The organism is Bradyrhizobium sp. CB1717, from assembly GCF_029714325.1.
In the GTDB taxonomy this organism is placed as follows: Bacteria; Pseudomonadota; Alphaproteobacteria; order Rhizobiales; family Xanthobacteraceae; genus Bradyrhizobium.
Window position 1 is genome coordinate 5,083,114 of the sequence record NZ_CP121666.1, and the last position, 18,647, is coordinate 5,101,760.

18 protein-coding genes are annotated in these 18,647 nt (G+C 65.3%); 5 read left to right on the forward strand and 13 right to left on the reverse strand.

Annotated elements, in window-relative coordinates; genetic code table 11:
* Nucleotides 1–16: 16 nt before the first annotated feature.
* The 4 genes from QA649_RS24145 to QA649_RS24160 all read right to left on the reverse strand — a co-directional run bounded on the left by QA649_RS24145 (nt 17) and on the right by QA649_RS24160 (nt 4,403).
* Nucleotides 17–682 carry a methionine ABC transporter permease gene (locus tag QA649_RS24145; protein ID WP_283019386.1) on the reverse strand — a complete coding sequence of 222 codons (666 nt, stop codon included), beginning with the start codon at nt 680–682 and terminating at the stop codon, nt 17–19.
* Nucleotides 672–1,796 (reverse strand): methionine ABC transporter ATP-binding protein, encoded by a 1,125-nt coding sequence (locus QA649_RS24150; protein ID WP_283019387.1) that lies wholly within the window; start codon nt 1,794–1,796, stop codon nt 672–674. The genes QA649_RS24145 and QA649_RS24150 overlap by 11 nt, the downstream gene beginning before the upstream one ends.
* Nucleotides 1,797–2,029: 233 nt before the next feature.
* Nucleotides 2,030–3,502, reverse strand: coding sequence for a DASS family sodium-coupled anion symporter (locus QA649_RS24155; protein WP_283019388.1), 1,473 nt, complete (start codon nt 3,500–3,502; stop codon nt 2,030–2,032).
* A 142-nt stretch (nt 3,503–3,644) separates the two neighbouring features.
* On the reverse strand, nt 3,645–4,403 hold the full coding sequence (locus QA649_RS24160) for a hypothetical protein (RefSeq protein WP_283019389.1): 759 nt from the start codon (nt 4,401–4,403) through the stop codon (nt 3,645–3,647).
* A 62-nt stretch (nt 4,404–4,465) separates the two neighbouring features.
* On the opposite strand from QA649_RS24160, the gene nthA reads away from it, so the two are divergent.
* From nthA to QA649_RS24175, 3 genes are read left to right on the forward strand one after another with little or no spacing between them, the layout of a single operon-like run.
* Nucleotides 4,466–5,092 carry a nitrile hydratase subunit alpha gene (gene nthA, locus QA649_RS24165; RefSeq protein WP_283019390.1) on the forward strand — a complete coding sequence of 209 codons (627 nt, stop codon included), beginning with the start codon at nt 4,466–4,468 and terminating at the stop codon, nt 5,090–5,092.
* Nucleotides 5,089–5,748: a nitrile hydratase subunit beta gene (gene nthB / locus QA649_RS24170; RefSeq protein WP_283019391.1), complete on the forward strand. Its 660-nt coding sequence runs from the start codon at nt 5,089–5,091 to the stop codon at nt 5,746–5,748. The genes nthA and nthB overlap by 4 nt, the downstream gene beginning before the upstream one ends.
* A complete protein-coding gene (locus tag QA649_RS24175) occupies nt 5,748–6,128 on the forward strand; it encodes a nitrile hydratase accessory protein (RefSeq protein ID WP_283019392.1) in 381 nt (126 codons plus the stop codon). Before nthB ends, QA649_RS24175 begins: the two co-directional genes overlap by 1 nt.
* Nucleotides 6,129–6,239: 111 nt before the next feature.
* Here QA649_RS24175 and queC read toward each other — a convergent pair whose 3' ends face one another.
* Entirely contained in the window at nt 6,240–6,953 is a 714-nt protein-coding gene (gene queC / locus QA649_RS24180; RefSeq protein WP_283019393.1) for a 7-cyano-7-deazaguanine synthase QueC, read from the reverse strand.
* Nucleotides 6,954–7,079: 126 nt separating this feature from the next.
* On the opposite strand from queC, the gene mazG reads away from it, so the two are divergent.
* Both mazG and QA649_RS24190 read left to right on the forward strand, forming a co-directional pair.
* The gene (gene mazG, locus QA649_RS24185) at nt 7,080–7,898 is read left to right on the forward strand and encodes a nucleoside triphosphate pyrophosphohydrolase (protein ID WP_283019394.1); all 819 of its coding nucleotides are present in this window, start codon (nt 7,080–7,082) and stop codon (nt 7,896–7,898) included.
* A 14-nt stretch (nt 7,899–7,912) separates the two neighbouring features.
* Complete coding sequence (locus QA649_RS24190; protein WP_283019395.1) at nt 7,913–8,371, forward strand: GNAT family N-acetyltransferase; 459 nt, start codon at nt 7,913–7,915, stop codon at nt 8,369–8,371.
* 156 nt (nt 8,372–8,527) lie between these two features.
* On the opposite strand, the gene hflX is transcribed toward QA649_RS24190, so the two are convergent.
* The 8 genes from hflX to QA649_RS24230 all read right to left on the reverse strand — a co-directional run bounded on the left by hflX (nt 8,528) and on the right by QA649_RS24230 (nt 18,646).
* Entirely contained in the window at nt 8,528–9,913 is a 1,386-nt protein-coding gene (gene hflX / locus QA649_RS24195; protein ID WP_283019396.1) for a GTPase HflX, read from the reverse strand.
* Between the two features lie 11 nt (nt 9,914–9,924).
* Nucleotides 9,925–10,173: an RNA chaperone Hfq gene (gene hfq, locus QA649_RS24200; RefSeq protein ID WP_007591126.1), complete on the reverse strand. Its 249-nt coding sequence runs from the start codon at nt 10,171–10,173 to the stop codon at nt 9,925–9,927.
* Nucleotides 10,174–10,462: 289 nt separating this feature from the next.
* The gene (locus QA649_RS24205) at nt 10,463–11,833 is read right to left on the reverse strand and encodes a sigma-54 dependent transcriptional regulator (RefSeq protein WP_232957050.1); all 1,371 of its coding nucleotides are present in this window, start codon (nt 11,831–11,833) and stop codon (nt 10,463–10,465) included.
* A gap of 17 nt (nt 11,834–11,850) precedes the next feature.
* Nucleotides 11,851–14,283 carry a PAS domain-containing sensor histidine kinase gene (locus tag QA649_RS24210; protein ID WP_283019397.1) on the reverse strand — a complete coding sequence of 811 codons (2,433 nt, stop codon included), beginning with the start codon at nt 14,281–14,283 and terminating at the stop codon, nt 11,851–11,853.
* 198 nt (nt 14,284–14,481) lie between these two features.
* Nucleotides 14,482–14,946 (reverse strand): hypothetical protein, encoded by a 465-nt coding sequence (locus QA649_RS24215; protein ID WP_283019398.1) that lies wholly within the window; start codon nt 14,944–14,946, stop codon nt 14,482–14,484.
* Nucleotides 14,930–15,850 (reverse strand): DUF2950 domain-containing protein, encoded by a 921-nt coding sequence (locus QA649_RS24220; RefSeq protein ID WP_283019399.1) that lies wholly within the window; start codon nt 15,848–15,850, stop codon nt 14,930–14,932. The genes QA649_RS24215 and QA649_RS24220 overlap by 17 nt, the downstream gene beginning before the upstream one ends.
* Nucleotides 15,847–17,535 carry a DUF3300 domain-containing protein gene (locus QA649_RS24225; protein WP_283019400.1) on the reverse strand — a complete coding sequence of 563 codons (1,689 nt, stop codon included), beginning with the start codon at nt 17,533–17,535 and terminating at the stop codon, nt 15,847–15,849. The genes QA649_RS24220 and QA649_RS24225 overlap by 4 nt, the downstream gene beginning before the upstream one ends.
* Nucleotides 17,536–17,650: 115 nt before the next feature.
* Nucleotides 17,651–18,646 (reverse strand): ABC transporter substrate-binding protein, encoded by a 996-nt coding sequence (locus QA649_RS24230; RefSeq protein ID WP_283019401.1) that lies wholly within the window; start codon nt 18,644–18,646, stop codon nt 17,651–17,653.
* Nucleotide 18,647 lies beyond the last annotated feature (1 nt).

An 18,647-nucleotide genomic window follows, 5' to 3' on the forward strand; every position in this document is an offset into this window, starting at 1 on the left:
TTCGAAGAAGTTGGGTTCAGCGGTGCCGCAGCCGGCGGTTGACCCGGCGCGCCAGATAATCGCCCGCGCTCTGGACCAGTTGCACCAGCGCGATCAGCACGACCACGACGGCGAGCATCATCTCCGGCATGAAGCGCTGGTAGCCGTAACGGATGCCGAGATCGCCAAGGCCGCCGCCGCCGACCGCGCCGACCATGGCGGAGTAGCCGAGCAGGCTGACCACGGCGAGCGTCAGCGCCAGCAAGAGGCCCGGCAGCGCCTCGGGGATCAGCACCTTGAGCACGATCTGGAGCGGGGATGCACCGAACGAGGACGCGGTCTCGATCAGACCGCCATCGACCTCGCGGATCGCAGCCTCGACGAGGCGTGCGATGAACGGCGCCGAAGCGATGGTCAGCGGCACGATCGCCGCGGTCGAGCCGATCGAGGTGCCGGCGACGAGCCGCGTGAACGGGATGATGGCGACGACCAGGATGATGAAGGGCGTGGAGCGCGTCGCATTGACGACGGCGCCGAGCAGACGATTGACGACGGGCGCCGCGAAAAGCTCGCCCTTCCGGCTGGTGGCGAGGAAGACGCCGAGCGGCAGGCCGAAGGCGGTGCCGAGAGCTGCCGCGATGCCGACCATGTACAGGCTCTCACCCGTGGCCTGGATGATCAGATTGATGAGTTCAGGCGACATAGCCGAGATGCTCCGCCGAGAATTGATATTGAGAGAGCCAGGCGAGAACCCGCGCCTGCACGTCCTCGCTGCCGGGGACACCGAGAACGAGCGAGCCGACATGCTGGCCGCCGATCTCGTCGATGCGGGCCGACAGCAGCGCGACGTCGAGGCCGAGCTCGCGCGCGAGCCGCGCCACCACCGTGTCGCCGGCCCCTGCCCCACGCACCTGCACGCGGATCACGGCCTGCCCGCCCGCGGGCGACTCCGCCACGATCCGGCTCGCCAGCGAGACCGGCAGGCTGTCGCCGACCACTTCGGCCAGGAAGGACTGCGTGATCGGATGTCTGGGATGGGTGAAGATGTCGGCGACATGGCCGCTCTCGACGACGTGGCCGGCATCGAGCACCACCACTTCCTTGGCGAGCTGGCGCACCACGGACATTTCGTGGGTGATGAGCACGATGGTGACCCCGAGCTCGCGGTTGATGTTGGCGAGCAGATCGAGGATCGCGCGCGTGGTCTGCGGGTCGAGCGCCGAGGTCGCCTCATCCGACAGCAGCACGCTCGGCCGCGTCGCCAGGGCTCGCGCGATGCCGACGCGCTGCTTCTGGCCGCCGGAGAGCTCGGAAGGGTAGCGGTCGTGCTTGTCCGCGATGCCGACCAGCGCGAGCAGCTCGGTCACCCGGGCCTTGATATCGGCCCTGGCCCAGCCGGCGATCTCGAGCGGCAGCGCGATGTTGTCGGCCGCGGTGCGCGAGGACAGCAGGTTGAAGTGCTGGAAGATCATGCCGATCGAGCGCTGCGCCAGCCGCAACTCGCGCCCAGCCAGGGCCGAGATGTCCCTGTTGTCCACGATCACGCGGCCTGTGGTCGGCTTCTCCAGCCCGTTGATCAGGCGCACCAGGCTCGACTTGCCGGCGCCGGAGCGGCCGATCACACCGGTGATGGAACCGCGCGGAATGGCGAAGTCGATGTTTTGCAGCGCGTTGACGCCGGGCTTGCCGCGATAGGCCGGATAGGTCTTCGAGATGCTTTCGAAACGGACCATCGCGTCCGGCTCGGTCGCAGCGGGTGAAATCGCTTCAAGCGTGTCGATCGGCTGTCCGATCGCGAGCGATTGGTGGGCGTTCATGGCGGCGGCCTTCATGCACAATAGTTCGCGTTCCCCGGGGCACGGGAACCGGGTCGCATCGAGCGACGGGGAGTGAAACGTCGGCGAGGGTCCGGAAGGAACGCGCTGCACCGCAGCACGCACCATCGCCTTTTCCGGTCTTTCTTGCAATTTCAGATATTTGACGGGAGTTGGACGAAGATTTCCCGATCCCTCCCCGGAGAAGAATATTCCTCCGCCGACTCCCGCCCGGCTCACCGCATCTGCAACCAGGGCAGAACAATCAAGAGCAGGCCGGCGAAATAGAGCAGCCCGAAGATCAGCCCAAAGCCCCAAAACTGGCCCTTCCCGATATATCCGCTGCCGAAATACATCGGCGCCGGCCCGGTCGCATAAGGCGAGATCACGCCCATCAGGCCGAGCGAATACATGCAGAGCATCGCGAGTGTGGTGACCGGCAGACCAGGGATGCCCGATCCGACCGCGAGCACCACCGGCAGCACGGCGGCGGCGTGCGAGGTGATGCTCGAGAAGAAATAGTGGATCCAGAAGAACAGCGCGACCAGGAGCAGCATCGCGGTAAAGGGCGAGAGCCCGGCGAGCGGTTTTGCGTATTCGGTCGCGAACCATTTGATGAAGCCGATCTCGTTGAGGCCCGAGGCCAGCGTCAGCAGCGAGGTGAAATAGAAGAACACCTCCCAGGCGCTTTTCTCGCTGACGATGTCGGCGAACTCGATCACGCCGGTCACCAGCATCAGGGAGATCACGATGAACACGACGGTGGTGGCGTTGACGAAGTTGGAGCCGATACCGGGAACGTGGATGTCCGGGCTCGAGCCCGCGATCCACAGGAACATCGCCAGCACGATCAGGGCCAGCATGATCCACTCGTTGCGCGACATCGGGCCCATCTCGCTGAGCTCCTTCGCCGCCCATTCGGTGATCTCCGGGCTGCGCTTCACCTCGGGCCGGCAGACCAGATAGCTGAGCAGAGGCACGACGATCATGAGAAGAAGCCCGAGCGGGGCAAAGCCCATGAACCATTGCGCCCAGCTCACCTCGACGCCGACGGTCTTCTTGGCGATCGCCAGCGCCGCCGCATTGGGCGCGAGCGCGGTGAAGAACAGCGAGCTGGTGATCGCGGTCGCGGCGAAGGCGGTCCACATCACGTAGGTGCCGATCTTGCCGGCGGTCGGACCGGGCTCCGAGCCGTAGATGCGCGGGATGTTGCTGATGATGGGATAGACGATGCCGCCGCTGCGCGCGGTGTTGGAGGGCGTCGCCGGCGCGAGCAGGAAGTCCGACATCGCGACCGCATAGCCGAGGCCGAGCGTGTTGCGGCCGAGCCGCTGCACCAGCACAAGCGCGATACGCCGGCCGAGCTGGCTCTTGCGGTAACCGATCGAGAACACGAAGGCGCCGACGATCAGCCACACCGTGCTCTCGGCAAAACCCGCCAGCATCCAGCGCAGCGATTTGCCGGGATCGGGATCGATATAGCCGGCGACGCCTGCGACCGTCAGGCCGATGAAGCCGACCGCGCCGACCGGCATCGATTCCAGGATGAGCCCGGTGATGACGGCCGCGAAAACGGCAAAATAGTGCCACTGATTGACGTTGAGCCCCGTGGGCACGGGCCACACATAGATCGCCAGCCACACCACGAGCGGCGCGATCAGCTTCCAGCGAAACCCTTTTGCTTCAGGCGCCTGCGAACCAGCGGCCATGGGCCCTCCCCTCGATTGCCGTCACATCGTGCGCCCGTTGGCCGGGCCGTTCTTGTCCCAGCTCGGCGTATACGAACTGTCCGCAGCGCGATCAATGGCCAGACTCGGGTTCTGTCGCTCCGCGCCCGATTTTTCCGTGGGCTCACAAATGCCCGGTGCGCCGATGCTCCGGCTCACTGCCGTGGACCGGAAATCGGATGGTGGTGCCGATGGTGATCCAGTTGGCGTTCTCGCCGGTGATGTTGCGGCCGTAGATCGCGTCGACGGAGAATATCTCGTTCGGCCGGTAGCGCACGCCGGTCTGAAAGCGCGGCTGCACGACGCTCGCGGACTCGGCGGCGCCGGCCTGCCCAAAGGCCTCGATGGTCCACTGCAACGTGTCGGTGAACTTCCAGTCGAAGCCGATGCCGTAGGTCAGGTAGTGGCGATCGACGGTGCGATCCCAGAGCCAGCCGCCATTGACGTTGACGCGCATGGTCTCGGACAGGCGAAAGGTCGCAGGTATGACGGCAAAGGCGGTCAGCGCCTCGCCGGTCGCCACGTCGAACGAGCCACCGCCATAAGCCGACAATCCCCACCGCCCGACCCCGGTCGGTATGAAATTCGTCTTGGCTTTTGGGGCCACCGTCGTGCTCCAGTCGCCATCGCTGCGGCCACGGATGGTCTGCATGCTCAATTCGATCGGCCTGAAGGGATCGACGACGCAAGAGGGATTTGCGACCGCCAGGAAATCGGTGTTGCTCGCCGCCGACATCCAGCTTTCGACCTTGCAGGAGCCGACCTCGGAGATGTCGGCGGCATCCACCGCATAGGCGCCATTCGCGGCGCGCGCATCCTGCGCCGCAAGTGCGACAAGAGCCGCAATTGCTGCGGTTATTCCCGTTCGTCCAGCCAAGCCCATGGCACGATGTTAGCAGAGTCTTCGCCTCGACAAGGCCCGGATTCTGGGACTATCTTCGCGCCATGAGCGAGCATCATCACGACCACGATCACGACCATTCCGAGCTGTCCGAGACCGAGCTGCGCGTGCGCGCGCTCGAGACGATCCTGACCGAAAAAGGCTATGTCGAGCCGGCCGCGCTCGATGCCATCATCCAGGCCTACGAGACCAAGATCGGCCCGCATAACGGCGCGCGCGTCGTCGCCAAGGCCTGGACCGATCCGGCGTTCAAGCAGGCGCTGCTGGAGGATGGCTCCAAGGCGATCGGCACGCTCGGTCATGTCAGCCGCGTCGGCGATCATCTCGTCGTGGTCGAGAACACGCCAGAGCGACACAACATGGTCGTGTGCACGCTGTGCTCCTGCTACCCCTGGGAAATGCTGGGGCTGCCGCCGGTCTGGTACAAGGCTGCGCCCTATCGTTCGCGCGCAGTGAAGGACCCGCGCGGCGTGCTCGCCGATTTCGACGTGACCCTGCCGAAAGACATCGAGATCCGGGTCTGGGACTCCACAGCCGAGACCCGCTTCCTGGTGCTGCCGATGCGGCCCGCGGGCACCGAAGGCTGGAGCGAGGAGCAGCTCGCCGAGCTCGTCACGCGCGATTCCATGATCGGGACCGGCTTTCCCAGGACGCCGGGAGCGCCGTCATGAACGGCGTGCACGACATGGGCGGCATGGACGGGTTCGGCAAGGTCGAGCCCGAGCCGAACGAGCCGATGTTTCACGAGGAATGGGAGTCGCGCGTGCTGGCCATGGTGCGCGCGATGGGCGCGGCCGGCGCCTTCAACATCGACACCTCGCGCTTCTATCGCGAGACGCTGCCGCCGCACGTCTATCTCTCGAGCTCTTATTACAAGAAATGGTTTCTCGGGCTCGAGGAGATGCTGATCGAGAAGGGCTACCTCACAAGGGAGGAAGTTGCTGCCGGTCACGCGATGCAACCGGCCAAGGCACTCAAGCATGGCAAGTTCGATCTCGCCAACGTCGAGCGCGTAATGGTGCGTGGCAAGTTCGCCCGCCCTGCCCCGGCCCCCGCCAAGTTCAATATCGGTGACCGCGTGCGTGCCAAGAACATCCATCCGGCGACCCACACGCGGCTGCCGCGCTATGTCCGCGGCCATGTCGGCGTGGTCGAGTTGAATCACGGCTGCCACGTGTTCCCGGATTCCGCGGCGATGGAGCTCGGCGAGAATCCGCAATGGCTCTACACGGTCGTGTTCGAAGGCCGCGATCTCTGGGGCGAGGACGGCGATCCGACGCTGAAGGTCTCGATCGACGCGTTCGAGCCCTATCTGGATCCGGCGTAATGAGTGGTAGCGCTGCTGCCGCCGCGACGGCGGCCATTCCAAGCATTCCCCGCGATGACGACGGCCCGGTGTTCCGCGCGCCCTGGGAGGCGCATGCGTTCGCGATGGCGTTGACGCTCCACGAGCGTGGTGTGTTCACCTGGCCGGAATGGGCCGCAGCCTTGGCCTCCGAGATCAAGCGTGCGCAGGCCGCTGGTGATCCTGATACGGGCGAGACCTACTATCTGCACTGGCTTGCCACGCTGGAGGGCCTCGTCGCGCGGAAAGGCGTCGCCTCGATGGAAACGCTGCATCGCTATCGCGACGCCTGGGACCACGCGGCGGATCGCACGCCGCACGGCAAGCCGATCGAGCTTAGGCCGGAGGATTTTGCGGGGTAGCTGCCTCACCCGTCATTGCGAGCGCAGCGAAGCAATCCAGAATCCTTCCACGGCGGCAGTCTGGATTGCTTCGTCGCAAGGGCTCCTCGCAATGACGGCGGAGAGAGACGCCTACCTCCCCGCCACATACTCCCGCCACCCCCTCGCCCGCAAACTGCAGGCCGGGCACTCCCCGCACCCATATCCCCAGTCGTGCTGCGCGCCGCGTTCGCCGAGATAGCAGGTGTGGGACTGCTCGCGAATGAGGTCGACCAGCCCGTCGCCGCCGAGATCATGCGCCAGCTTCCAGGTCGCGGCCTTGTCGATCCACATCAGCGGCGTGTGCAGTTCGAAGGGCCTGGCCAGGCCGAGCGAGAGCGCGGCCTGCATGGCGCGGATGGTCTCGTCGCGGCAATCGGGATAGCCGGAATAGTCGGTCTCGCACATGCCGCCGACGATGTGGGTGATGCCGCGCCGGTAAGCCAGGGCGGCGGCGAAGGTGAGGAACACGAGGTTGCGGCCCGGCACGAACGTGTTGGGCAGGCCATCGGCCCCCATCGCGATCGCGACATCGCGGGTCAGCGCCGTCTCCGACACCGCCGCCAGCGTCGGGATCGACAGCGTATGGCTCTCGCCGAGCTTTGCGGCCCAATCGGCGCGCAGGCCCTTGATGCCGTCGAACAGGCGGTCGCGGCAGGCGAGCTCAATGGCGTGGCGCTGGCCGTACTCGAACCCCAACATCTCCACGCGGGCAAAGCGGTTCAGCGCCCAGGCGAGACAGGTGGTGGAATCCTGGCCGCCGGAGAACAGCACCAGCGCGGTTTGCGAGGAAAATGCGTCACTCATGTCCCGCGCTTTAGCACTGCGCACCTCGCCCGCCAATCGGTGGAAATTGGCCTGTTCCGTATGCCGGCGCTGGGAACGGCGGCCCGCTTTTGGCATAAGGCTTTGGACCCAGGAGACTGCCCCGCAATGACCCCTTCCCGCGACATTTCCCGCCTGATCGAGATCATGGCGGCGCTGCGCACGCCGGTGACCGGCTGCCCCTGGGACCTCGAGCAGGATTTTGCGACGATCGCGCCCTACACGATCGAGGAGGCCTATGAGGTGGTCGACGCCATCACCCGCGGCGATCTCGACGATCTCAGAGAGGAGCTCGGCGATCTCCTGCTCCAGGTCGTGTTCCACGCCCAGATGGCGTCAGAGCAGAACGCCTTCGCTTTTGGAGATGTCGTCGAGGCCATCACCCGCAAGATGATCCGGCGTCATCCGCATGTCTTTGCCGACAAGGACGGCAATCTGGCATCGCACCACGTCAAGGAAGTCTGGGACCGGATCAAGGCGGAGGAGAAGGCCGAGCGCGCCGCACGCCGGCCGCCAGAGGACGTGCCGGAGCATAAGTCACTGCTTGCAGGCGTGAAGGCCGGCCAGCCCGCCTTGACCCGCGCCATGGAGCTTCAGCGCAAGGCCTCCACGGTCGGCTTCGACTGGAACGACCCGCGCGCGGTCCTGCAAAAGATCCGTGAGGAAGCCGACGAGATCGAGGCTGCGCTCGACCGCAACGACAAGCAGGAGATCGCCGAAGAGACCGGCGATCTGATGTTCGCCCTCGTCAACCTCGCCCGCCACGTCGATGCCGATCCGGAAGCCGCACTGCGCGCGACCAACGCGAAGTTCGAGCGGCGCTTTGCCTATATCGAGCAGGCGCTGGAGGCGCAGGGCCGGACGCTCGAGCAGGCCTCGCTGCCGGAGATGGACGCGCTGTGGAATGCGGCGAAGACCGCCACCTGATATAAGGACGCGCAGTGGACATCAGGCAGGACGATCCGAAGGCGCCACACGTCGCCGAGTTGCTGACGCATCATCTGGAGGAGCTCCGCAGCGTCATGGGCGAACACGCGAAGGCGCTCGATGCGAGCGGTCTTTCGGCTCCGAGCGTGACGTTCTGGACAGCCTGGCAGGACGGTGTGCTAGCTGGCTTCGGCGCCCTGAAGCAGCTGGATGATACGCATGGCGAGGTGAAGTCGATGCGCGCCGCACCTACTGCACGGCGGACCGGTGTCGGGCGCACGATCCTGCAACACATCATTGCCGAGGGCCGCAAGCGAGGATATGGGCGCCTCAGCCTGGAGACGGGCACGGCACCGCTACATGCGCCTGCAATCGCGCTGTACCGCAGCGCCGGCTTCGTATCCTGCGAGCCGTTCGCCGACTATCAGGCGAGCCCGCACAACCAGTTCATGAGCCTCGACCTGTGCAGATGACTTTCTACATGCGCCGCCGCCGTCGTCCTGGCGAAAGCCAGGACCCATTACCCCACAAGGTAATTTGGCGAAGGCTCGAAGTTTGATATTCGCCGGTACGGCGATCGCCTGCCTCGATAGATCACGCGGTATGGGTCCTGGCATTCGCCAGGACGACTATGGGGCCGACAGATGCGGCACGGCGTCGAACCTGTTCACCACGATATCCCGCTTGGTCTCGTCTACCCGCACGGTCATGTCGAAGCGGCCGTCGTGCAGCTCTTTCGCCAGCACCTCGGAATTGCGGTGCAGCCAGCTGATGCCGGCGCCGTCGGCGGCGTCGATGGAGAGATCGAGCGTGGTGCGCTTGGCGGCTAGGCGCTCCTCGATCGCGGCGAGCAGTGCGTCGATGCCCTCGCCCGACACGGCGGAGACGAGCATCGCCGGATGATCCTCCGGCCTGCGGGCGGCGATGTTCAGAAGCTCCTCGCGCTGCTGGACGTCGTAACGGTCGATCTTGTTCCAGACCTCGATGATGCGGCCCGAGTCATCGGGATTGATGCCGAGCTGGCGCAGCACGGCGTCGACGTCGCTCTGCTGTGCCTCGGCATCCTCATGCGAGATGTCGCGGACATGCAGGATGACGTCGGCCTCCAGCACCTCCTCCAGCGTGGCGCGGAAGGCGGCGACGAGCTGGGTCGGTAGGTTGGAGATGAAGCCGACGGTGTCGGACAGCATCGCCTTGCCGCCATGCGGCAGGTTGAGCGCGCGCAGGGTCGGGTCGAGGGTTGCGAACAGCATGTCGGCGGCCTGCACGTCCGCGCGGGTCAGGCGGTTGAACAGCGTCGACTTGCCGGCATTGGTGTAGCCGACCAGCGCGACCACGCGATACGGCACGCGCTGCCGTCCGGCGCGATGCAGCCGCCGCGTCGCCTGCACCTTCTTCAGCTCACTCTCGAGCTTGGTGATGCGCTCCTGGATCAGGCGGCGGTCGGCCTCGATCTGGGTCTCGCCGGGACCGCCCATGAATCCAAAGCCGCCGCGCTGGCGTTCGAGATGGGTCCAGGATCGCACCAGGCGCGAGCGCTGGTAATTGAGATGCGCGAGCTCGACCTGGAGCGAGCCCTCCTTGGTCTTGGCGCGGCGGCCGAAGATTTCCAGGATGAGACCGGTGCGGTCGAGCACCTTGGCGTGCAGCTCCTTCTCGAGATTGCGCTGCTGGATCGGCGCCAGCGCGCAATCCATCACCACGAGCTCGACGTCGAGGCTCTTGGCTAGCGCTGCGATCTCCTCGACCTTGCCCTTCCCGATATAGGTGGCGGGCCGGATCTGACTGATCGGCGCGATGATCGCATCGGCGATGACAAGGTCGATCGCGCGCGCGAGGCCCGCGGCTTCATCAAGCCGGGCCTCGGCGTCGCGTTGGACATAACTTTCCGATTGCGCGTCGGCACTTCCCGCGCGCACTCGCAAATAGGGACCGATGACAAGCACCCGCCCCGTCTGCTTAGCCCCTGCCGACCGCGGACGGTCGGCGTCCCCGTCGAAATTCCGGGGTTCCAATCAGATCACTCTCAAGCCGGCTGATCCTCGCCGCCTTCGAACAACTGGATGGGCGCGCCCGGCATGATGGTCGAGATCGCATGCTTGTAGACAAGCTGCGAGTGACCGTCGCGCCGAAGCAGCAAACAGAAATTGTCGAACCAGGTCACGATGCCCTGGAGCTTCACTCCGTTGACCAGAAAGATCGTCAGTGGCGTCTTGGTTTTGCGAACGTGATTAAGGAAGGTGTCCTGCAGGTTTTGTGCGCGGTCTGCCGCCATTGTTTTTTTCTCGCTTTGAGTTTCTTTTTATTGCGCCGGATGCGGCCCTCTTTGTGAAATTCGGGGCCTCTTCCGGTTGCCGCTCCTCATGAGATCCCCCTCGGAGGAACAGCGGTTCGATTAGAGGACAGGTCGGGTTATTAGGCAAGCCGCTTCACGCGGCAGCCCGTGCTCTATTGCCCCGAAAAACTACGGAAATCGATGATTTTCCTCGTTTATCCCTGACGAGCGGCCGCGATGTCGCGGCGTTTTCTGTATGCCGACCGGTATCCACTTCACTCGGAACGTTTCAGCCGACTCCGAGTGCCTTCAGCTTCCGGTGCAGGGCCGACCGTTCCATGCCAACGAACTCAGCCGTTCGAGAAATATTTCCTGAAAAACGGCTGATCTGTGCAATCAAATAGTCGCGCTCGAACACTTCGCGCGCCTCGCGCAGCGGCAGGCCCATGATGTGCTCGCCATTGTTGCTGGTCGGCATCGCCGGCACCATCGAGCCGACGTCCTGCGGCAGCATGTCGGCGGTGATGATGACCTCCGGGCCGCCTGCGGCCAGAATCATGACTCGTTCAACATTGTTGCGGAGCTGGCGCACATTGCCGGGCCAGACGTGCGATTGCAGCACCGCCATCGCGTCCTGCCCGATCTGGCGCTTGGGCAGGCCGCTGCCGGCCGAGATCTGCTCCATGAAGTAGTCGATCAGCTCCGGAATGTCCTCGCGACGCTCCGACAGCGCCGGCACGCGGATCGGCACCACCGAGAGCCGATGATAGAGGTCCTCGCGGAAATGGCCGGCCGCGATCTCCTCCTCCAGGTTGCGCGCGGTCGAGGAGATGATGCGCACGTCGACCTGCACCTTGGCGGTGCCGCCGACGCGCTGGAACGACTGCTCGACCAGCACGCGCAGGATCTTGTTCTGGGTCTCGCGCGGCATGTCCGCGATCTCGTCGATGAACAGCGTACCGCCATGCGCCTCTTCGAGCGCACCGGGCTTGCGCGGCTGCTCGCCGTTGGACTGCTCGATGCCGAACAGCTCGTGCTCCATCCGCTCGGGGGTGATCGCGGCGGCGTTGATGACGACGAAGGGACCGTCGGCGCGGCCCGAGGCCGTATGCAGCGTGCGCGCGGTCAGCTCCTTGCCGGCGCCGGCGGGGCCGACGATCAGGATGCGGCTGTTGGCCTTGGCGGCGCGCTCGATGGTCTGGCGCAGCTGGTTCATGCTGGGTGAGCGGCCGACGAGCTGGCTTGCGCTCGGGGCGAGCTGCTTCAGCTCCTTGACCTCGCGCTTGAGGCGCGAGTTTTCCAGTGCGCGATTGGCGACCAGGATCAGGCGATCGGCCTTGAACGGCTTCTCGATGAAGTCATAGGCGCCGCGCTTGATCGCGGCGACCGCGGTCTCGATGTTGCCGTGGCCCGAGATCATCACGACCGGCAGGTCGGCATTGTCCTTCTTGACCTGCTCCAAGAGCTGCAGGCCGTCGAGCTTGGAGCCCTGCAGCCAGATGTCGAGGAACACCAAATGCGGCCTGCGATTGGCGATCTCGGCGAGCGCCGAGTCGCTGTCGCGTGCGGTCCTTGTGACGAACCCCTCGTCTTCGAGAATGCCCGCGACGAGATCCCGAATATCGGCTTCGTCATCGACAATCAGAATTTCACTAGCCATGGGTCGCGCCTGTCTTGTCAGCTGCCTGTTGAGGCTTCGATTTTCGTTGAATCATTGGTCTTTTCTTCCGGCTCTTTGGTTCCGGCCGCCGGCTCTTTTGTTTCCTGCGCCTTGATGGAATCCGCAGGCGTTTCCTTGGTATCCGGGGCGGTTGCGTCCTTGGCGGGTGCCTCGGCCGCGTCCTTCGCCTCTTCCTTGGCCGCCGGCGCCTGCTCGGCTCCCTCGGCCTTCTTGGCCTGGCCGGAAATCGCAAAGCGCATGCGCATCCAGGCGCCGCGCTGGCCTTCGCGGAAGTCGGAGGCGTCCTTCAGCTCGATGCGCCCGCCATGGTCTTCCAGCACGCGGCCGACGATCGCAAGGCCAAGGCCGGTGCCCTTGGCGCGCGTGGTCACATAGGGCTCGAGCAGCCGCGAGCGCGCGACCTTGGGCAGGCCGATGCCGTTGTCGATCACGTCGATCAGCACGTCGTCGCCCTCGCGCGACACCACGACGTCGATGCGGCCTTTGCCGAGCTCCTCCGGCGGGACCTGCTCGATCGCCTCGGTGGCGTTCTTGACGATGTTGGTGACCGCCTGCGAGATCAGCCGCCGGTCGAACTGGGCCCGGAGCGGATCCTCCTTGAACTCGGCTTCGATATCGAGCTCGGGATGGGCGACCTTCATCAGGAACACCGCCTGCCGCACGGTGTCGGCGACATCCTCGCCCTCCATCACGGGCTTCGGCATTCGAGCAAAGCGCGAGAACTCGTCGACCATGCGCCTGATGTCGTCGACCTGGCGCACGATGGTGTCGGTGCACTGGTCGAAGATCTGTTTGTCCTTGGCCTCGGTGATGTCCTTGCCGAACTTGCGGCGGATGCGCTCGGCGGAGAGCTGGATCGGCGTCAACGGGTTCTTGATCTCGTGGGCGATGCGGCGCGCCACGTCGCCCCAGGCCGAAGTACGCTGTGCCGAGACCAGCTCGGTGATGTCGTCGAGGGTGATGATGTAGCTGTCGTGCGGCTGGTTCTTCTCGGCGCTGACGCGGACCGAGAGGTTGCGCTCGGTGCCGTCGCGGGTGATCGTGATCTGGCCCTGCACCAGGCGCTGGGTCCCTTCCCGCGCCGTCTTCATCATCTCGTCGAGCTCGGGGAGCACGTCGGAGAGCGGATGGCCGAGCGTCTCGGCTTCGGAGTGCCCGATCAGCTTCTCGGCGGAGCGGTTGAGAATGCCGACGCTGCCGGAGGTATCGACGCCGATGATGCCGGCGCTCGCCGAGGACAGCACGGCCTCGATGAAGCGGCGACGGCTGTCGATGAGATCGCTGGCATTGACGAGCTCGTCGCGCTGGCTGCGCAATTCCTGCGTCATCTTGTTGAAGGTCTCGCCCAGCTGGGCGAGGTCGCCTTCCGACTGGTCTACCGGCACCTTCACATGAAGATCGCCGGTCGAAACCGTATGGGCCGCGTTCATCAGCCGCCGGATCGGCGCCACCAGCGAGTTGGCGAAGTTCAGCCCGATCAGCACCGATGCCATCAGGATGGTCAGCGCGATCACCGCGAACATCAGCGCGAAGGCGACCTGGATGCCGAGCCGCCGCGACTCGATCTGGGCATATTCGGCGACGCTGACCTCGGTCTGCTTGAGCTGGTTCACCACATTCGGGTCGAGCGGCCGCGCGACGTAGAGGAAGGTGTCGTTGAAGGCACGCAGGCGGATCACCGCGGCGACGAAGCTCGCATCGGGCAGCACCGCGATCTCGGGCTCGTTCTCGTTGACGTTGCTGAGGAAGTCCGGTGCCGGCGGCGAGTAGGCGAGCCGCATGCCGGTGTCGGCGGATTCCAGGATGTTGGTGTTCTTGTCGATGATCATCGCGCCCGGCAGATTGCGGGAGCTGGCGCTGGCGGTCAGCATCTCGCGGAACGAGCGCCGGTCCTGGTCGTAGAGCGGCCTCGCATGCGCGATGTCGTTGGCCATGCCGAGAATGTCGCCGCGGATCAGCTGCGCATGGTCCTGCATGTAGGCGCGCGCGATGTTCAGCGAGTTCTGGATGACCTCCTTGGTCGGCCCCGAGAACAGCCGGTCGAGGCCGCGCTCGAGGGTGACATTGGCGACCACGGAGACCAGCACCGCCGGCAGCACCGCCACGATCGAGAACAGGCTGACGATCTGGACATGCAGGCGCGCTGCCGCCCTGCCCCGCCGCCGTGCCAGGATCAGCTGCCAGAGCTCGCGGACGATAATCCCGACCAGCAGCAGGATCGTGCCGGCATTGATCAGGTAGAACGAGCGGACCACCTCCGGCGTCGGGTCTATCCGCGTCAGGCCGGTCAGGACCAGGAAGGTCAGCAGGCCCGAGAGCAGTGCGAGCGCCACGGCAAAGGGCGCCAGCCAGCGTCGCGGCGACCAGCGCCGCGGCTCTTCGGCTGGGGCCGTGTCAAAGGATGCGGCCGAGGTATCTGCGCTGGTCATTCCGACAATGGTGCTGAAAACGGGTCCGCGGCGGGCGGAGACTGATGTATTCGTACCACATTGTTGCCGAGACACTACAGTGTCAATTAGCCACGTAATCTCAGTAGCTTACCGAATTCAACTTCTTCTTTTGGCCACGATTTACCAAAATGGAGCAGTCGGGATTCGATAAGTCGTCGACCGAGTTCGGCGACTGTCTCACTTCAGTGAAATCGTGATCTGGCTGATGTTGGCCGCGAGCTCCAGGCCCGCCTTCGGGCCCTGCAGCACGAGCGTCACGCCTTTTTCGTTGCGCAGCTGGACGCCATTGATGCCGCCAACGAGGGCGAAGCCGCCGCCGACGGAACTGTACGTCCCGGCGAAGTCGGCGACGTCCCGGATACCCGACGCCCGTCCCTCGAACCGGCCAACGCTCGCGCCAGCCGTGATGCCCAAGCTCAGGCCGCCGACGGTGAAGGGATAGTTCCGGCCGCGATAGTTCAACACGCCGCTGCCCGCACCGCCGCCGACCAGAAGGCCGGCCTTGACGAACTTGACGCGGACCTGGCCGGTCGCCTGTGCCAGGGATGGCGTGGCCGGGATCGCGAGCAGGACGAGCATCAGCGCCGCAAGGCCGCTTGCGACGGCGCGTAGGACGCGTTTCAGCCTAGGGCTTCTCGGCATCGACCTTCTTCCACGTCTGGTCGGGATCGAACTGCGTCATGCGCTGCGCCAGGAAGCTGGTCCGCGTGCCGAGATCCTTCTGGTAGACGGTGCCGTCATGGTTGACCAGAAAGGTCATCACGCCGGAATTGCCGTACTCCGCGGGCCATGCGATCAGCGCGAAGCCGCCGATCATCTTGCCCTTGACGACGTAGTTGAGCGCGCCGCCGGGCGCATTGGGGCCCTGGCCCTTCAGGATGTGGAAGAAATAGCCGTGATAGGGCGCCGGCTCGTCGCCCGCTCCTTGCTTGTAGCCCTCGGCCGCAGCCTCCGCGACCAGCGCGCCGAGTGGACTCGGATCGGCATCATCTCGCCAGAACAGGCCGTCCTTCTTGCCGGCCGTGGAGATGAAGCGCTGCGCGTAGACGCCTGCGCCCTCGCCGCGATCCTTGTCGGCATATTCGTTCTGCGCGTCGACATAGGCCAGCGCGGTCTGGATCGCGTCGAGCTCGTTGCGGCCGATGCGGCGGCGAAGCACTTCGATGCGGCCTTCGTCGGTGTCGAACTCCCAGCCGTTCCTGGCGTTGACAAGCGGAATCGGGAACGGGAAGTCGTCCGGTCCGAGCAGCAGCGTGGCCTTCTTGTTGCCTTCGGCCTTGATCGCGTGCTTGGCCTCATACATCGAGACGAACCGCGCGCGGATGTCGGCGTCGGCGACCTCGTCGCCGGACGAGACGATGTCGTCCGCCGCCCTGCCCAGCACCTTCAGGAGGTCGCGCGGGCCGCTCTTGGCGGCCGCAGCCAGTGCGGCGGCCGCGTCCTCAGGCGTCTTGTAGGATTCCTGCGCCTGGGACGCCGATCCCAGAAGCGCCAGCACCATCATGCCCAGCAGAACCGCGCGACAAAGCGACATCAGACCGATCATGGCACGATCTCCGCGGGGACCTTCGCGCCGCCGGCGAGCCAATCGCTGTAGGTGCGGAATTTCAGACCAAGCTTTTCGTAATGGACGCGCAGATAGCCGTCGCTGCCGCGGGTCACCGCCGCCGGCATCACGCTTTCGACCTCCTGCGCCATGACGCCGACATAGGCCTTGTCGCTACCGATATAGCTGAAGCGATAATAGCCGAGGCCGTTGCCGAGATGGCCGAGCAGCGCGATGTCGTGCTTCAGTGCGATATCCGAGCGCCGGCCACCGCCGCCGCCGCGTCCGCCTCCTCCAAAGCCGCCACCTCCACCACCACGCATCGCCATTCCGCCTCCGCCGCCGCGTCCGGCAAAGCTCGGCCCGCCGCCGCCACCGCGCGGCATGCTCGCCATGCTGGAGCGACCGCGCGCCGACGCCGCGGCCGCCGACCGACCGGAGGAGACGTTCATCGCGCCGCCGCGATTGCCGCCGCCACGATTGGCCGCACCGCCGCCGGCACGGTTCGCAGCCTTTGCACGATCTCCGCCACCCTTGGCGCGGTCACCCCCGCCTTTGGCGCGGTCACCGGCACCGGCACGATCGCCGCCGCCGGGCCGGTCGCGCGTCCCTGCACTGGGGCGATCCCCGGCACCCGGACGATCGCCGCGATTGCCGGCGCGATCGCCGGGTCCGCCACGATCGCCGCGATCGCCTGCACGATCGCCCGCGCGGTCTCCGGCACCCTGGTTCGGACGCAGCACCTGGTTGCCGTCGCGGCCGCGGAAATCCATCCGGTCCGATACGCCGGCCTTCAGATTGTTGTTGCCGAAGCGCTGCTGAACATTGGTGTTGTTGTAGCGTACGCCCTGGCGATGCGCCGGATTGTGCTGCCAGCCATTGCCGATGTTGGTGGTGCGATGATTGACGTAGACGTTGCGGTTGCCCCAGTTGAAGCCGCCGCCCCAGTAATTGCCCCAGCGTCCGATCGCCCACGCCGTGCCGAAGGCGAGCCCGGCGGCAACCACGCCGGCGCCGATGTACGAGGGATAGCCCCAGTAATACGGCGGATATTCTGCGTAAGGCCAGGTGCCGTAGACCGTCGCGGGATCGTAATACGGCACGTACAACTCCGCAGGATCGGCCTGCTGGATGACGACCACCTGCTTGCCTTCCTGCGACTGGACGCTGACCTTCTGCTGCTTGGTGGTGACCAGCTTCTTGTTGTCGTAGGCCTTGTTGCGCAGGCGCTGGATCGCATCCATCACGTCGGGCTGCTGGGCGAGAAAGGCGTCACCCAGCTTCTGGGTCCAGTCGAGCTTGTCGCTCATCATGGAAAGAATTTCGGCCGTGCTCGCGAGCGCCTTGACGCTGTCGTCCCAGCCCTGCTTGTCGACCTCGGTCTTCAGCGCATCCCCCTTCAGCGTCTTGCGTTCCTTCAGCCAGCGGTCGGCCTGCACCACTTCGAGCGGATAGGTCGAAGCGGCCAAAACGTTGGCGAGCAGCTCGTCGGGATAGAGCGCAATCGGTGCAACCAAGGCTTCGAGCTGTTCCGGCTTCAACAGCTCGGCGGCCGGTGCTTGCGCGGTTGCAGGCTGCGCCTGCGTGCTCGGCGTCGCCGGCTTGTCCGCCGTCTGCGCAATTGCCGCAGCCGGCATCGCCAGCATCAGCGCAATTGCCATCAGGGTCTTGCCGCAGCGAGACATTCCAGCCTCCATCCAACTTTCCGACCGCAAAGATCGGGGCCGCGGCATGGGCGTTTGTTGATCGAGATCAACGAAACGGGAGCCGCCGTTTCTGTTGCAACGCGAGACCAAGGCCTCACTCGATCAGCTCGGCCTCCATCAGGAGCCGGCTTGGTATCGCCAACCCAAGCGCATTGGCGGCTTTCATGTTGATGACGAGCTCGAACTTGCTGGCGAATTGCACCGGGAGTGTGCGGATGTCTGCCCCTCGCAGGATGCGATCGACATAACCGGCACCATCGCGAAACTGCTGGGTCAGATCGGCACCGTATGACATCAGGCCGCCATTGGCGGCGTAGAAGCGGACCGCGAAAATCGCCGGCACCCGGCGCTGTGCCAGCAAGGGAATCGTCATCGCGCTCTGTGCGCCGAAGAAGCCGCCGTCCGGCAACACGACAAGGCCGGCTCCATTGCGTGCCGCCGCCTCGATCACTCCCGCGATGTCGGCTCCGGTCCGAACGCTCGCCCCAGTAATCTTCATGCCGAGACGGCTTTCCATCTGGTGCGCGGCCTCGATGTAGAATGGCGCATAGGGTGCCGAGTCCGGATTGAACAGAACCGCGGCATGACTCATGCCCGGCACCATGTCCTTGAGCAGGCTGAGCCACTTCCCGCTCATCGAGTGCTCGTAGAGCGAGAAGCCGGTCAGGTTGCCGGTCGGTCGCGCCAGATTGGCGACCAGACCGGTCCCGACCGGATCGGAGAGCCCGACGAAGACGATCGGAATCCGCTGGGTCGCCTCGCGCAGTGCCCGGGTCGTGCCCGTGCTGGTCGCAAACAAGACGTCCGGCGTGGTGGCGACGAGCTCGAGCGCCTCCAGTTTCTGCCGCGCCGGATCGGGACCCGGCCAGCGTATTTCGAGCCGATAATTCTGGTTGGCAATCCAGCCGCGATCGGCCAGCCCCTGCTGGAACGCATCGACCCGCATCTGGGCACCGGGATCGCCCGCAACATTGCCGGTCAACACCCCCACCGAAGGCATCGACTGCCACGGTGCCCTTTCCTGCCCTTGCGCGGTGACTGGAAACACAGCCGCAGCGCCAAGCAGAGCCATGAACTCACGGCGTCTCATG